Annotated in this window: 13 protein-coding genes; 9 read left to right on the forward strand and 4 right to left on the reverse strand. The window is 63.3% G+C overall.

Annotated features, from left to right (window positions below; all coding sequences use genetic code 11):
- Positions 1–196: 196 nt before the first annotated feature.
- The 3 genes from H928_RS0102610 to H928_RS0102620 all read left to right on the forward strand — a co-directional run bounded on the left by H928_RS0102610 (position 197) and on the right by H928_RS0102620 (position 3,064).
- Positions 197–1,180, forward strand: a complete 984-nt coding sequence (locus tag H928_RS0102610) for a TRAP transporter substrate-binding protein (protein ID WP_021025102.1) — start codon at positions 197–199, stop codon at positions 1,178–1,180.
- Between the two features lie 89 nt (positions 1,181–1,269).
- Positions 1,270–1,776, forward strand: a complete 507-nt coding sequence (locus H928_RS0102615; RefSeq protein WP_021025103.1) for a TRAP transporter small permease — start codon at positions 1,270–1,272, stop codon at positions 1,774–1,776.
- On the forward strand, positions 1,769–3,064 hold the full coding sequence (locus H928_RS0102620; protein WP_027010466.1) for a TRAP transporter large permease: 1,296 nt from the start codon (positions 1,769–1,771) through the stop codon (positions 3,062–3,064). The genes H928_RS0102615 and H928_RS0102620 overlap by 8 nt, the downstream gene beginning before the upstream one ends.
- Before the next feature lie 62 nt (positions 3,065–3,126).
- Here the strand turns inward: H928_RS0102620 and H928_RS0102625 are convergent, their stop codons facing one another.
- The 3 genes from H928_RS0102625 to H928_RS0102635 form a co-directional block, all read right to left on the reverse strand.
- On the reverse strand, positions 3,127–4,017 hold the full coding sequence (locus H928_RS0102625) for a LysR family transcriptional regulator (RefSeq protein ID WP_021025105.1): 891 nt from the start codon (positions 4,015–4,017) through the stop codon (positions 3,127–3,129).
- Between the two features lie 82 nt (positions 4,018–4,099).
- Positions 4,100–5,503 carry a D-serine/D-alanine/glycine transporter gene (cycA, locus tag H928_RS0102630; protein ID WP_021025106.1) on the reverse strand — a complete coding sequence of 468 codons (1,404 nt, stop codon included), beginning with the start codon at positions 5,501–5,503 and terminating at the stop codon, positions 4,100–4,102.
- 132 nt (positions 5,504–5,635) lie between these two features.
- Positions 5,636–6,142: a hypothetical protein gene (locus tag H928_RS0102635; RefSeq protein ID WP_158400437.1), complete on the reverse strand. Its 507-nt coding sequence runs from the start codon at positions 6,140–6,142 to the stop codon at positions 5,636–5,638.
- Between the two features lie 298 nt (positions 6,143–6,440).
- Between H928_RS0102635 and H928_RS0102640 the strand changes: the two genes are divergently transcribed.
- The 5 genes from H928_RS0102640 (at position 6,441) to mmsB (ending at position 11,208) form a co-directional block, all read left to right on the forward strand.
- The gene (locus H928_RS0102640) at positions 6,441–7,964 is read left to right on the forward strand and encodes a CoA-acylating methylmalonate-semialdehyde dehydrogenase (protein WP_021025108.1); all 1,524 of its coding nucleotides are present in this window, start codon (positions 6,441–6,443) and stop codon (positions 7,962–7,964) included.
- Between the two features lie 68 nt (positions 7,965–8,032).
- Positions 8,033–8,440 carry a lysozyme inhibitor LprI family protein gene (locus H928_RS0102645; protein WP_052329682.1) on the forward strand — a complete coding sequence of 136 codons (408 nt, stop codon included), beginning with the start codon at positions 8,033–8,035 and terminating at the stop codon, positions 8,438–8,440.
- 97 nt (positions 8,441–8,537) lie between these two features.
- Entirely contained in the window at positions 8,538–9,704 is a 1,167-nt protein-coding gene (locus H928_RS0102650) for an acyl-CoA dehydrogenase family protein (protein WP_021025110.1), read from the forward strand.
- A 42-nt stretch (positions 9,705–9,746) separates the two neighbouring features.
- Positions 9,747–10,238 carry a TfoX/Sxy family protein gene (locus H928_RS0102655; RefSeq protein ID WP_021025111.1) on the forward strand — a complete coding sequence of 164 codons (492 nt, stop codon included), beginning with the start codon at positions 9,747–9,749 and terminating at the stop codon, positions 10,236–10,238.
- Between the two features lie 70 nt (positions 10,239–10,308).
- Entirely contained in the window at positions 10,309–11,208 is a 900-nt protein-coding gene (mmsB, locus tag H928_RS0102660; protein ID WP_021025112.1) for a 3-hydroxyisobutyrate dehydrogenase, read from the forward strand.
- A gap of 28 nt (positions 11,209–11,236) precedes the next feature.
- Here the strand turns inward: mmsB and H928_RS0102665 are convergent, their stop codons facing one another.
- A complete protein-coding gene (locus H928_RS0102665) occupies positions 11,237–12,538 on the reverse strand; it encodes a glutamate carboxypeptidase (RefSeq protein WP_021025113.1) in 1,302 nt (433 codons plus the stop codon).
- A gap of 125 nt (positions 12,539–12,663) precedes the next feature.
- Here H928_RS0102665 and mnmD point away from each other — a divergent pair.
- Positions 12,664–13,391: tRNA (5-methylaminomethyl-2-thiouridine)(34)-methyltransferase MnmD (gene mnmD / locus H928_RS0102670; RefSeq protein ID WP_021025114.1), on the forward strand; the 728-nt coding region annotated here is incomplete at its 3' end.

The raw sequence follows: 13,391 nt of genomic DNA on the forward strand, positions 1-13,391 counted from the left end.
ATCCCACAAAAGAAATTTTGAAACCTACAAAAATTAATTATTGTTGAAACCCCGTATAGCGCTACTTTGCAATAACTGTTAATTTTGGCAAACAATTCACCAGCATAGCAGTTGTTTCCGGCGCTGCTGTGGCTGTTGATCGTATTCATCCCGGGCAGCATTCGCTGCGCCCTATTTGTCTCTAGAAGGAGCCGTCATGAAGCGTCGAGTTTTTTGTGCCACCGCCACCCTGGTTGCCAGCATCGGTTTTGCCACCGCAGCCGCTGCCCAAACCAAATGGGATTTCGCCACCGCGTATGCGCCATTTAACTTCCACTCCAAAAACAACGAGCAGTTCGTCAAGGACGTGGACGCAGCGACCAGCGGCAAACTCAAGATCACTCCCCATTTTGGTGCGTCGCTGTTCAAAATGCCCGAAATCAAGCGTGCCGTGCAAACGGGTAATGCCCAGATGGGTGAATTCTTTCTGGTGAGCTTCCAGAACGAATCGCAGATCTTCGGCGTCGACGGCCTGCCTTTCCTGGTCAACAACTACGACGAAGCGTTCAAGCTCTACCAGGCCCAAAAGCCGGCGCTGCAAAAGCTGCTGGACAAGCAAGGCCAGGTGCTGCTGTATTCGGTGGCCTGGCCACCGCAGGGCATCTACACCAAGAAACCCATCAACTCGGCAGCGGACCTCAAGGGCATGAAGTGGCGCGTTTACTCGCCCACCACCGCCCGCATTGGTGAGCTGATTGGCGCGCAACCGGCCACCGTGCAAGAGGCCGAGCTGTCCCAGGCGCTGGCCACCGGCGTGGTCGATGGCCTGATCACCTCGTCGGCCACCGGCGCCGACAACAAGCTGTTTGAAAACCTCAAGTACTACTACAACGTGCAGGCCTGGATTCCCAAGAACGCCGTGACCGTGAGCAAGAAGGCCTTCAACGCGCTGGGCAAGGCTGAGCAGGAAGCCGTGCTTAAGGCCGCTGCTGCTGCCGAAGAGCGCGGCTGGAAGGAATCCAAGGAAGTGGATGCCAAGTCGCTGGCGACCTTGAAGCAAGGCGGCATGAGCATCGAGCTGCCCTCGGCCCAGCTCAAGGCCGACCTGGCCAAGGTGGGCGAGACCGTGATCAAGGAATGGACCGACAAGGCCGGGGCCGAAGGCAAGGCCATTTTGGACGCCTACCAGGCTTCCAAGTAAGCCACGGTCTCCTCTGTGCAGTCCGCCCGGGGCCACCCGCCCCGGCTGGGCTGTGCAGTCAGCAACCTTTACTGCTTTGAATGACAAGCATGCGCAAGCTACTCAATGGACTGTATGACGCCTCTGCCTGGCTGGCGGGGCTGTCGATGATCGGCATCCTCGTGATGGTGCTGCTCACCGTGGTCAGCCGCCTGATCGGCTTCAGTGCCCCCGGCACCGACGCCTATGCCGGCTACGCGATGGCGGGAGCGGGCTTCATGGCCCTGGCCAGCACCCTCAAAAAAGGTGAACACATCCGCGTGACCCTGCTGCTGGGCGCGCTCAAAGGTGGCGCCTTGAAGACCATGGAAGTGATTGCCCTGGGCATCGCAACCATCCTCTCGGGCTTTTTGGCGTTCTACGCCGCACGCCTGGTCTGGCAATCCTGGGAGATCGACGATATCTCCGTGGGCATCGATGCGACGCCGCTGTGGATTCCCCAAATTTTCATGGCACTGGGCACCCTGGTGTTTTTTATCGCCTTTTGCGATGAGCTGGTGCTGGAGCTGACGGGCAAACGCAAACCTGTGGCCAAGGAGGATGCCCACCATGAATGAAATTACCGCCAGCATTGCGCTGATTGTGGTGCTACTGATCCTGCTGGGCGGCGGCGTCTGGGTGGGTCTGACCCTGGCCGGTGTGGCCTGGTTCGGCATGGAGTTCTTTACCGCCCGCGCGGCCGGAGATGCGATGGCCATGACCATCTGGGGATCGGCCAGCAGCTGGACCTTGACGGCGCTGCCGCTCTTTGTCTGGATGGGTGAGATTCTCTACCGCACCAACTTATCGGAGAGCATGTTCCGGGGCCTCGCACCCTGGGTCAACCTGCTGCCCGGCCGCCTGCTGCACACCAATGTGATCGGCTGCACGATATTTGCGGCGGTGTCTGGCTCCTCGGCCGCCACCTGCGCGACCGTCGGCAAGATGAATGTGCCCGAGCTGATGAAGCGCGGTTACCCCGAGAACATGGTCATCGGCTCGCTGGGCGGCCCTGCCACCCTGGGTCTGCTGATTCCGCCATCGATCATCCTGATCGTCTACGGTGTTGCCGCTGAGATGTCGATCTCCAAGCTCTTCATGGCCGGCGTGCTGCCCGGCATCATGCTGGCCCTGCTGTTCAGTGGTTGGATCATCGTCTGGGCCCTGCTCAACCCCAACAAGATCCCCAAGGCCGACAGCTCCATGAGCTTCAAGCAGAAGCTGCACGAGTCGCGCCACCTGATCCCTGTGGTGCTGCTGATCGCCTCGGTGATTGCCAGCATCTACACGGGCATTGCAACGGCCACCGAAGCGGCTGCCATTGGCGTGCTGGGCTCCCTGGTGCTGTCTGCGACGCAAGGCGCGCTCACTTGGAAGAACTTCAAGGACTCGCTGTTTGGTGCCACGCGCCTGTATTGCATGATCGCGCTGATCCTGGCCGGTGCCGCCTTCATGACCTTGTCGATGGGCTATATCGGCCTGCCGCGCCAGCTGGCCGAGTATGTCGGCAGCCTCAACCTGTCGCCTGCGATGCTGATCATCGTGCTGGGCATCTTCTACATCCTGATTGGCTGCTTCCTCGATGGCATCTCCACCATCGTGCTGACCATGGGTGTGGTGCTGCCCATCATCCAGGCTGCGGGCATCGATCCGCTGTGGTTTGGTATCTTCCTGGTGATCACCGTGGAGACCGCGCAGATCACGCCGCCGGTGGGCTTCAACCTGTTTGTGCTGCAAGGCATGACAGGCAAGCAGATCACCTACCTGGCCCGTGTCTGCGCACCCTACTTTGCGCTGATGGTGCTGGCCCTGGTGATTCTCTGGTTCTTCCCCCAGATCGTCACCGCGCTGCCCAACAACATGTAAGCCTTGCGCAGATCCGCGACGAACCGGCTGCCTTGGCAGCCGGTTTTTTTATGCGCCAGCGCTCAGCACAGCAACAGGTCCTGCTGCTCCTGCACCGTGGCCTGCAAAAAGCGCCAGACCACCTGGATGCCCGGCACCGAGCGCAGCTCGGGCGGCATCGACATCCAAAAGGTGCGGGTGAACTGCGCCTGCTCGGGCAGCACACGCTGCAGCAAGGGGTCCTTGTCAGCCAGAAAGCCCGGCAGCACGCCCAGCCCCGCGCCGGTGCGCACGGCGGTGTACTGCGCCAGGATGCTGGTGCTGCGAAAGCTAAAGCGCTGGGGCGCGCTCAGGCTGTCGAGAAACTGCAGCTCCTTGGTGAAGAGCTGGTCATCGACATAGTGCACAAAGCGGTGGCTGGCCAGGCCTTCGGTCGAGGTGATCAGCGGGTGGCGGGCCAGGTATTCGCGCTGGCCATAGAGGTAGAGGCGGTACTCGGTCAGGCGGCTGGTCACGACGGTATCGCGCACCGGGCGCTCGAGCGAGATGACGATATCGGCTTCGCGGCGCGAGAGCTGCAGCATGCGCGGCACGGCCAGCAGGTCGATGGTCAGCAAGGGGTAGCGCTGGGCCAGCAAGGCCAGGTGCTTGGCCAGCACCTGGGTGCCAAAGCCTTCGGTCACGCCGATGCGCACCACGCCGCTGGGGGTCTCTGCGCTTTGGCTCGCAGCAATCGGCGCAATGCCGCGCGCAATCTGGTCCATGGCCTCGGCGCGCGGCTGCAACTGGCGGCCGGCATCGGTCAGCTTGTAGCCACTGCCCTCGCGAGTGAACAAGGTGGCGCCGAGCTGCTTTTCCAAAGCCTGGATGCGGCGCGAGACTGTGGTGTGCTCCACACCCAGCGCCTTGGCCGCGCCCACCAGGGTGCCGGCCTGCACCAAGGCCCAGAAAAAGCGCAAATGATCCCAATCCATGCCAGCCCCTTGTCGATGTTGCACAGCATTATTGTGCAAATTTGCAACAGGGGCAGCAGATAGGGACCGTGCCTGGCTCCGATCAGGCGACTTTGGCGCGCTTGCGCTGCCAGGCGTAGGCCAGACCCAGCTGCACAAACCAGGCCGGCGTCGCGATCAGCGCCTGGCGCGTGTCCAGCTCCAGGCTGAGCAGCACCAGCACGGCGGCAAAGAAGGCCAGGCAGACCCAGCACATGAACACGCCGCCCGGCATGCGGTAGTGGGAGGCCTGGTGCAGCGCGGGGCGCTGCTTGCGGTAGCTGATATAGGACAGCAGGATCAGCGACCAGACAAACATGAAGAGGATGGCCGAGACGGTGGTCACCAGGGTGAAGGCTTCCACCAGGTTGGGCACCACCCACATCAAAAAGGCACCGCCCAGCAGGCAGACGCAGGAGAACAGCAGGCCGCGCGAAGGCACACTGCTGGCCGAGAGCTGGCCAAAGGAGCGCGGGGCATCGCCCTTGAGCGCCAGGCCGTAAAGCATGCGGCTGGTGGAGAACACGCCGCTGTTGGCCGACGAGGCGGCCGAGGTCAGCACGACAAAATTGATCACGCTGGCCGCAGCTGGCAGGCCGGCCAGCACAAACAGCTCGACGAACGGACTCTTGCTGGGCACCACATCACGCCAGGGGGTGACGGCCATGATGGCAACCAGCGCGCAGACGTAGAAGATGATGATGCGCACGGGAATCGAGTTGATCGCGCGCGGCAGGGTACGGTGCGGTTCCTTGGCCTCGGCCGCCGTGGTGCCCACCAGCTCGATACCGACAAAGGCAAACACCGCAATCTGGAAGCCAGCAAAAAAGCCCATGGCGCCATGGGGGAAGAGCCCGCCATCGTTCCAGAGGTTGGCGATGTTCGCCTGGCGCCCGGCCGGCGAGCTAAAACCGGTGCTGACCATGTAGAGGCCCGTACCGACCAGCGCGACGATGGCCACGATCTTGATCATCGCAAACCAGAACTCGACCTCGCCAAAGAGCTTGACGGTCAGCAGGTTGAGCGACAGCAGCACGGCCACGCAGGCAATGGCCGGGGCCCACTGCGGCAAATCAGGCCACCAGAACTGCGCATAGGCCGAAATGGCAATCACATCGGCAATACCGGTGATGATCCAGCAGAACCAGTAGGTCCAACCGGTGAAGAAGCCGGCCCAAGGCCCCAGCAGGTCGTCCGAGAAATCGATAAAGGACTTGTACTGCAGGTTGGACAGCAGCAGCTCGCCCATGGCCCGCATCACAAAGAACAACATGATGCCGATGATGGCGTAGACCAGCACGATGGACGGCCCCGCCAGGCTGATGGTCTTGCCCGAGCCCATGAAAAGCCCGGTGCCGATGGCGCCACCGATGGCGATCAACTGGATATGGCGGTTGCTGAGGTTGCGTTGGAGGTCATCGGTTCCGGGCGAAGCCCCCGATTGCTCCGCTGGGGCCTGTTTGCTCATGAGAAAAAAGCGCAGTGCGTTAGCGAGAAAGATGGTGCGGCCTGCGAGCCAAGGCCCGGACGCACCGCGAAGGTGCGCAAGGATAAAACAGCGTCAGCCCAGCCAGGGGCAAAAGGTTATTATGCTGCGCAACTAATTGTGCAAAGCCAGCAACTTGCCGCCTACGCGCGCGGCCAAGGCCTGCAAAGGCGCAACCGCGCTGGCCTCCAGCACCGACAGCGGATAGCTGTCGCTATCGATGTCGAAGCTGACCAGACTCAGGCCTTGGCTGCGCAGGTAGTCACCCGCCTCCTGCAAGGCCTCGTGGTTCAGCGCTCGGCTGCCCGCCAGCGCCTGCAAGTCCAGCCCCCGCTGCTGCACGGTCTGGAGCTGCTGCAGCGCCCAGATGGCGTCATCCATGTTCAGCTTCCAATCGAGCTCAAAGTTCTGCTTGCGGCGCTGCAGCCCGTCCACCAGCGCCAACCAGGGACTGACCTGCTCGGGCTCTTCCATGCCACGGTTGACCAAGTCATCGGCAAAACGGTCGAGGTACTGCGCGGGTTGCTCGATCGCCTGCAGAAGCTCGCCCCAGAGTTCATCGCTATCGTCCAAGGCCAACGCCTGGCCGAGGGCCATGCACAAGGCCTGCCATGCGTCCATCGTGGGCTCGGGTGGCTCCGGCGCAAGCACAGACGCGGTGCGTTCATTCTGCACAGGCGCCTTGGCGCCCAGCAGCTGACCAATTCTGTCCAGCCAACCCATGGAAATCTCCCTGCTGCAAGCGATCAACCCAGTATGCACCAGGCCGCCAGCAACCCAGCGGATGTGCAGCGCCGCACAGCCCTGTGCAGCCAACCTCTTGTTTGGGCGAATGCGCACATCTACCATGTGCATAACGGTGCGTTGCCCAGCGGCAACCTGCCGCCTCTCTCTACTCTAGATTCCCAGGAGACAAAACATGAACGCACCGCAATCCACCAGCACCTTGGCGCCGACCGTCAAGCTGCTGATCAACGGCCAGCTGGTCGAATCCAAAACCACGCAATGGCGTGATGTGGTCAACCCTGCCACGCAGCAGGTGCTCGCCCGCGTGCCTTTTGCCACGCCCGAAGAGATCAACGCCGCGGTGGCCAATGCCAAGGAAGCGTTCAAAACCTGGAAGAAGACGCCGATCGGCGCGCGCGCCCGCATCTTCCTCAAGCTCCAGCAGCTGATCCGCGAGAACATGAAAGAGCTGGCCGCGATCCTGACGGCCGAGCAAGGCAAGACCCTGCCCGATGCCGAAGGCGATGTCTTCCGTGGCCTGGAAGTGGTGGAGCATGCCGCCAACATCGGCTCGCTGCAACTGGGTGAGCTGGCCAACAATGTGGCCAATGGCGTCGACACCTATACCCTGAACCAGCCGCTGGGCGTGTGCGCCGGCATCACCCCCTTCAACTTCCCGGCGATGATCCCACTGTGGATGTTCCCGATGGCGATTGCCACCGGCAACACCTTTGTGCTCAAGCCCTCCGAGCAAGATCCGATGGTGACCATGCGCCTGTGCGAGCTGGCCCTGGAAGCGGGCGTGCCCCCAGGTGTGCTCAACGTGATCCACGGCGGCGAAGACGCGGTCAACGCGATCTGCGACCACCCCGATATCAAGGCCATCAGCTTTGTCGGCTCGACCAAGGTCGGCACCCATGTCTACAACCGCGCATCGCTCAACGGCAAGCGCGTGCAATGCATGATGGGCGCGAAGAACCACGCCATCGTGCTGCCTGACTGCAACAAGGAGCAGTCGCTCAACGCGCTCGCTGGTGCCGCCTTTGGCGCTGCTGGCCAGCGCTGCATGGCCTTGTCGGTGGTGGTGCTGGTGGGCGACGCGCAGAAGTGGATCCCCGAGCTGGTCGAAAAGGCCAAGACCCTGAAGGTGTCTGCCGGTACCGAGTCCGGTACCGATGTGGGCCCGGTCGTGTCCTGCCAGGCGCTGTCGCGGGTGGAGAGCCTGATCGAGCGCGGCATTGCCGATGGCGCCAAGCTGGAGCTCGATGGCCGCAAGCCTGCCGTCGCCGGCTTTGAAAAGGGCAACTTTGTCGGCCCAACGGTCTTCTCTGGCGTCAAGCCCGGCATGGCCATCTATGACCAGGAAATCTTTGGCCCGGTGCTCTGCATTGCCGAGGCGGCCGATATCGATGAAGCCATTGCCTTCATCAACGCCAATCCCAATGGCAACGGCACCGCCATCTTCACGCAAAGCGGCGCAGCTGCGCGCAAGTTCCAGGAAGAGATCGATGTCGGCCAGATCGGCATCAATGTGCCGATTCCTGTGCCCGTGCCGCTGTTCTCGTTCACCGGCAGCCGCGCCTCCAAGCTCGGCGACCTGGGCCCCTACGGCAAGCAGGTCGTCATGTTCTACACGCAGACCAAGACGGTGACCGCCCGCTGGTTTGACGACAGCACCATCGCCCATGGCGTGAACACCACCATCAGCCTGAAATAAGCGGCCTTGGCAAACACTGCAGCGGGCCTTTGCCGGACCGCTGCAGTTTTGCGGCGATGATCTGGGCTATGCCTCATTTCCTTGCATCCCGCCCAGCGCTGCTGGCTCTGTTTTTTGCAGCCTCGGCTGCCCTCGCCCCGCAGACCGTGCTGGCCCAGGCCGGCGCGGCCTGTGTGAGCGGCGGCAATACCGAGCAAACCAATGCCTGCGCCGTGCAGGCCTTCCAGCAAGCCGATACCGACAACAACATCCTGTATGCCGATGTGATGCGCATTCTCTCGGCGCACGAGCGCCCGGCCTTGCGCCGTGACCAGAACGACTGGATACGCCAGCGTGCTGCCACCTGCAAGAAGCAGCAGGCCGCGCACGAGGCCCAGCCCGACTGGCCGCGCCGCTACCACGAATGCCTGGTGGCCGAAATCGGCAAGCGCAAGAAGGAGTTGATGGTCTGGCTGCATGAAGGCCCGCCGCACTAGCTGCTGCAAAAACCATAGCCAGCCGCGTTCACCACAAAACGCTGCTGCCCAGGCTTCCATGCCCGGCGCAGCACGATAAGAGACAGGAGACCAGCCCATGGATTTCGAGCTATCAGAAGACCAGCGCGCCTTTGCCGACACTGCACGCGCCTTTGCCCAGGCGGAACTCGCCCCGCATGCCGCGCACTGGGATGCCGAGGCCATCTTTCCCCGCGAAGCGATTGCCAAGGCGGGCGAGCTGGGCTTTTGCGGCCTGTATGCCCCCGAAAATGCTGGCGGCCTGGCGCTGCCCCGGCTCGACGCCACCCTGGTGTTCGAGGAGCTGGCCGCCGTAGACCCCTCCACCACCGCCTTCATCACGATCCACAATATGGCGACCTGGATGCTGGGCACCTGGGCGAGCGACGCGGTGCGCGAGGAGTGGGGGCCCTTGCTCGCCAGCGGCCAGAAGCTCGCCAGCTACTGCCTGACCGAGCCCGGTGCCGGGTCCGACGCCGCCTCGCTCAAGACCCGGGCCGAGCTGGTGGGTCATGACTACATCATCAATGGCAGCAAGGCCTTTATCAGCGGGGCCGGCGCCACCGACATGCTGGTGCTGATGGCCCGCACGGGCGATGCGCAATCGGGCGCCTCGGGCATCAGCGCCTTTGCCGTGCCCGCGCACCTGGAAGGCATCAGCTACGGCAAGAAGGAAGAAAAAATGGGCTGGAACAGCCAGCCCACGCGCGTGATCAGCTTTGACAATGTGCGCATCCCCGCCCATCACCTGCTGGGCCGCGAGGGCGAAGGCTTCAAGATTGCGATGAAGGGGCTCGACGGCGGCCGCATCAATATCGCCACCTGCTCGGTGGGCGCGGCCCAGGGCGCCCTCAACCAGGCGCAAAGCTATATGCAGGAACGCAAGCAGTTCGGCAAGCCGATTGCCAGTTTTCAGGCGCTGCAGTTCAAGCTGGCCGACATGGCCACCGAGCTGGTCGCCGCGCGCCAGATGGTGCGCCTGGCCGCAAGCAAGCTCGATGCCGGCGCGCGCGATGCCTCCACCTACTGCGCGATGGCCAAGCGCTTTGCGACGGACGCCGGCTTCAATGTCTGCAACGATGCGCTGCAATTGCACGGCGGCTACGGCTATATTCGCGAGTACCCGCTCGAGCGCCTGATGCGCGACGCCCGGGTGCACCAGATTCTGGAAGGCACCAACGAGATCATGCGGGTCATCATCGCCCGGCGCATGCTCGATGGGGATGCGCCCGAGGCCATCCGCTGAGCAGGCGCCTCCCTACCCCTTCTGCCCCATCACCCCCCCACCATGCCCCGCCGTCCTTTGGACCCCGAAACCCTGCGCCTTATCGATGCCGTGCGCCTGGCACTGGCCGAGCAAGCCGTGGGCGTCTCGGTCGAAGAGAAAACCATGTTCGGCTGCCATGTGTTCATGGTGGACGGCAAGATGTGCCTGGGCGTGGAGAACGACGAGCTGCTGGTACGCATTGCGCCTGAAACCCATGCCCAGGTGGCAGAACTGCCGGGAGTGCGGCCGCTGTCGTCCAAAGGCTTGATGGACGGCTATTTTCTGGTGGGGCCCGCCGCCTATGCCACGCGTGAGGCCTGGCAGCACTGGATCGATGCGGCGCTAGCCTTTAACCCGCGTGCCAAGGCCACACCGAAGAAAAAACCCAAGTCGGCTAATTCCAATCCCTCTGCCAAGCCGCTGAAAAAAGCAAAAACCGCCAAAGCGGCTGGCGATGCGAACCCAACGCCCGCCGCCCGCAAACGCCACAGCGTGTTTGACAGCGATCTTTGAACGCTGACGCTGTCTTTCCTTATCCATGTCCATTAACAACCCTGTGCAATAACACTTCTAGGAGACAAACATGGCAACTATCGCATTCATCGGCCTGGGCAATATGGGCGCGCCCATGGCCATCAACCTGGCCAAAGCCGGCCACCAGGTCCGCGCTTTTGACCTGAGCCGCGAAGCGGTGGCCAAGGTGGTGGCAGAAGGCGGCAGCGCCGCGACCAGCGCCCAGGAGGCCGTCGATGGCGCGGAGGTGGTGGTCAGCATGCTGCCCGCCAGCCAGCATGTCGAAGGCCTGTTTCTGGGCAACGGCAGCCAGGCGGGGCTGCTGCAAGGCATCGCCAAGGGCGCGCTGATCATTGACAGCTCCACCATCGCGGCAGCAACCAGCCAGAAAGTGGCCAAGGCCGCGCAGGCGCTGGGCATTGGCTTTATCGATGCGCCGGTCTCGGGCGGCACCGGCGGCGCGATTGCCGGCACGCTGACCTTTATGGTCGGCGGCAGCGCAGCCGACCTGGAGCGTGCCCGTCCGCTGCTCGAGAAAATGGGCAAGAACATCTTCCACGCCGGCGATGTCGGTGCGGGCCAGACCGCCAAGATCTGCAACAACATGCTGCTGGGTATTTTGATGGTGGGCACCAGCGAGGCTATTGCACTGGGTGTTGCCAATGGCCTGGATCCCAAGGTGCTCAGCGAAATCATGCGCCGCAGCTCGGGCGGCAACTGGGCGCTGGAGGTCTACAACCCCTTCCCCGGCGTGCAGGAGGCCAGCGCCGCCACGCGCGGCTACACCGGCGGCTTTGGCACCGACCTGATGCTCAAGGACCTGGGCCTGGCGCAGGAAAGCGCGATGACGGTGAAGGCCAGCACCCCGCTGGGTGGCATGGCGCGCCAGCTGTATGCGGCGCACAGCATTGCCGGCCATGGCGCGGAGGACTTCTCCAGCGTCATCAAGATGCTGCAGAAAAAGGGCTGAGCCTCAGCCCTGCTCCGGCGGCCGGCGATCAGTGCGCGGTCGCCGGCTCCGACAGTGCCATCACCATGCGCGCCACCAGGTACAGGCGCGGCGCAATGCAGTCCAGCAGGATGTATTCGCCATACATGTCATGCGCGCCATAGCCGCACACGCCCATGCCCTCGACCACCCCACCCCGGGTGTTGAGGGCGGCAAAAGCGGCATCGGTGCCGCCGCCCAGCGCCACATCGTTCACATGCAGCGGTATGCCCAGCTCATCCTGGTAGATGGCCTTGGCCTGCGCGGCAATGCGGCGTGCCGCATCGCTGGCCTGCATCGGCGGGCGGCGCAGCTCAAAGCTGGCCGTCACCTTGCTGTCAGACAGCAGGCGGTTCTTGATTTTTTCCTGCACCGCATCCTGCAGCGCCTGAAAATCCTGGGCCCGCAGCGCCCGCGCATCGGCCTGGGCCTGCGCATGCGGCGGCACCACATTGCGGGTGGTGCCTGCCTGTGCGATGGTCCAGTTCAGCTTCAGGCCATTGTCGGGTTGCGACAGGTCTCGCATCTGCAGCAGCTGGTGCGACAGCTCATAGAGCGCATTCACCCCTGCTTCGGGCTTGGCACCGGCATGCGAGGATTTGCCCTGCACATCCAGGAACATCGCACCAATGCCACTGGTGGCCAGGTGCAGGGTGCCCTGCAGGCCGCCGCTCTCGAACGAGAAAATGGCATCCTGGTCGCGCGCCAGTGCGCTGATCAGCCGGCGCGAGCCCGGCGAGCTGATCTCCTCATCGCTGTTGAACAGCACGGTGATCTCGCCAAAGCTGTCATAGCCCAGCTTTTGCAGCATCGCGATGCTGTGCAGCACCAGCGCCACGCCCTGCTTTTCGTCCTCGACACCCAGGCCGTAGACACGGTCACCCTCAATGCGGAACGGCTGCTTGTCCACATCGCCGCGCTGGTAGACGGTGTCCATGTGCGCAATCATCATGATGCGCGACTGCCCCCGGCCCTTGAAGACGGCCTGCACCATGGGGCCGACCTGCTCGGGCGTATCTTCCAGCCGCACCACATCGCTGGCCGGAATGATCTGCACCTCGCCGCCCAGTGCTTTGAGCCGCTCGGCGGCCACCTGGGCGATATAGCTGACACCGCCATAATCGCGGCTACCCGATTCGATATGCACCAGATTTTTCAAGGTCGCCAGCATGGGCGTTTGCTCTGCCTGCGCAGCGGCATAGACGGCGGGCTGGGCTTGGGCGGGTGGTTGGGCATGGCCAGGCAGGGTCCAGGCCAGCGCCAGCCACAGGCAGTGAGAGACTAGAGAACGGGCAGACGGTCGATCAGGCATGGGGCCATGATAGTACGGGTTTGACAACAAATTGTCACAAAACCGCCATCCAGGGAATGCTGCGCCGCGCGCTGGGACTGAACTCCCTACAATCCCCCTTCTTTGAGAAATGATCTTTGCAAGCCATGACTGAGACCGTGCAATGGATGGCCGACGGCACGCCCTACAGCCCCCGCTTTGCTGACCGTTACCACAGCGAAGCCGCCCATGCACTGGCCCAGGCCGAGCAGGTGTTTCTGGCCGGCTGCGGCCTGCCCCAGGCCTGGGCCGGCCAGCCGCAATGGCGCATTCTGGAGACCGGCTTTGGCTTTGGGCTCAATTTTCTGGTCACCTGGCATGCCTGGCAGCAAGACCCGGCCCGCCCCGCGCTGCTGCACTTTGTCTCGACCGAGGCCTTTCCCATTGCGGCGGCTGACCTCTTGGCGCAGGCGCGCAAGTTTCCCCATCTGCTGCCGCTGGCCGAAGAACTCGCCGCCCAGTGGTGGGGGCTGCTGCCGGGCGTCCACCGCCTGCGCCTGGCCGGTGGCCGGGTGCTGCTCAGCCTGCTGATTGGTGACAGCCAGGCCATGCTGCGCCAGCAAGAGCTGGTGGCAGACAGCATCTACCTGGACGGCTTCAGCCCCGCGCGCAACCCCGATATGTGGAGCCTGCACAGCTTGAAGGCCGTGGCACGCTGCGCCCGGCGCGGCACCCAGTTGGCGACCTGGACCATCGCCGCCCAACTGCGCCGCGACCTGGCCCAGTGCGGCTTTGAGGTGCGCAAGGTGCCGGGCGTGCCGCCCAAGCGCGACAACCTGCAGGCGAGTTTTGCCCCCCAATGGGAGCCCCGCAAGGCGCCGCTGTGGCCCCTGGG

The organism is Comamonas sp. B-9, from assembly GCF_000410635.1.
In the GTDB taxonomy this organism is placed as follows: Bacteria; Pseudomonadota; Gammaproteobacteria; order Burkholderiales; family Burkholderiaceae_C; genus Comamonas.

What these genes read in the sequence shown, in the direction of transcription:
- H928_RS0102610 (WP_021025102.1), top strand. Translation starts at nt 197, where the DNA reads ATGAAGCGTCGAGTTTTTTGTGCCACCGCCACCCTGGTTGCCAGCATC.
- H928_RS0102615 (WP_021025103.1), top strand. Translation starts at nt 1,270, where the DNA reads ATGCGCAAGCTACTCAATGGACTGTATGACGCCTCTGCCTGGCTGGCG.
- H928_RS0102620 (WP_027010466.1), top strand. Translation starts at nt 1,769, where the DNA reads ATGAATGAAATTACCGCCAGCATTGCGCTGATTGTGGTGCTACTGATC.
- H928_RS0102625 (WP_021025105.1), bottom strand. Translation starts at nt 4,017, where the DNA reads ATGGATTGGGATCATTTGCGCTTTTTCTGGGCCTTGGTGCAGGCCGGC.
- cycA (WP_021025106.1), bottom strand. Translation starts at nt 5,503, where the DNA reads ATGAGCAAACAGGCCCCAGCGGAGCAATCGGGGGCTTCGCCCGGAACC.
- H928_RS0102635 (WP_158400437.1), bottom strand. Translation starts at nt 6,142, where the DNA reads ATGGACGCATGGCAGGCCTTGTGCATGGCCCTCGGCCAGGCGTTGGCC.
- H928_RS0102640 (WP_021025108.1), top strand. Translation starts at nt 6,441, where the DNA reads ATGAACGCACCGCAATCCACCAGCACCTTGGCGCCGACCGTCAAGCTG.
- H928_RS0102645 (WP_052329682.1), top strand. Translation starts at nt 8,033, where the DNA reads ATGCCTCATTTCCTTGCATCCCGCCCAGCGCTGCTGGCTCTGTTTTTT.
- H928_RS0102650 (WP_021025110.1), top strand. Translation starts at nt 8,538, where the DNA reads ATGGATTTCGAGCTATCAGAAGACCAGCGCGCCTTTGCCGACACTGCA.
- H928_RS0102655 (WP_021025111.1), top strand. Translation starts at nt 9,747, where the DNA reads ATGCCCCGCCGTCCTTTGGACCCCGAAACCCTGCGCCTTATCGATGCC.
- mmsB (WP_021025112.1), top strand. Translation starts at nt 10,309, where the DNA reads ATGGCAACTATCGCATTCATCGGCCTGGGCAATATGGGCGCGCCCATG.
- H928_RS0102665 (WP_021025113.1), bottom strand. Translation starts at nt 12,538, where the DNA reads ATGCCTGATCGACCGTCTGCCCGTTCTCTAGTCTCTCACTGCCTGTGG.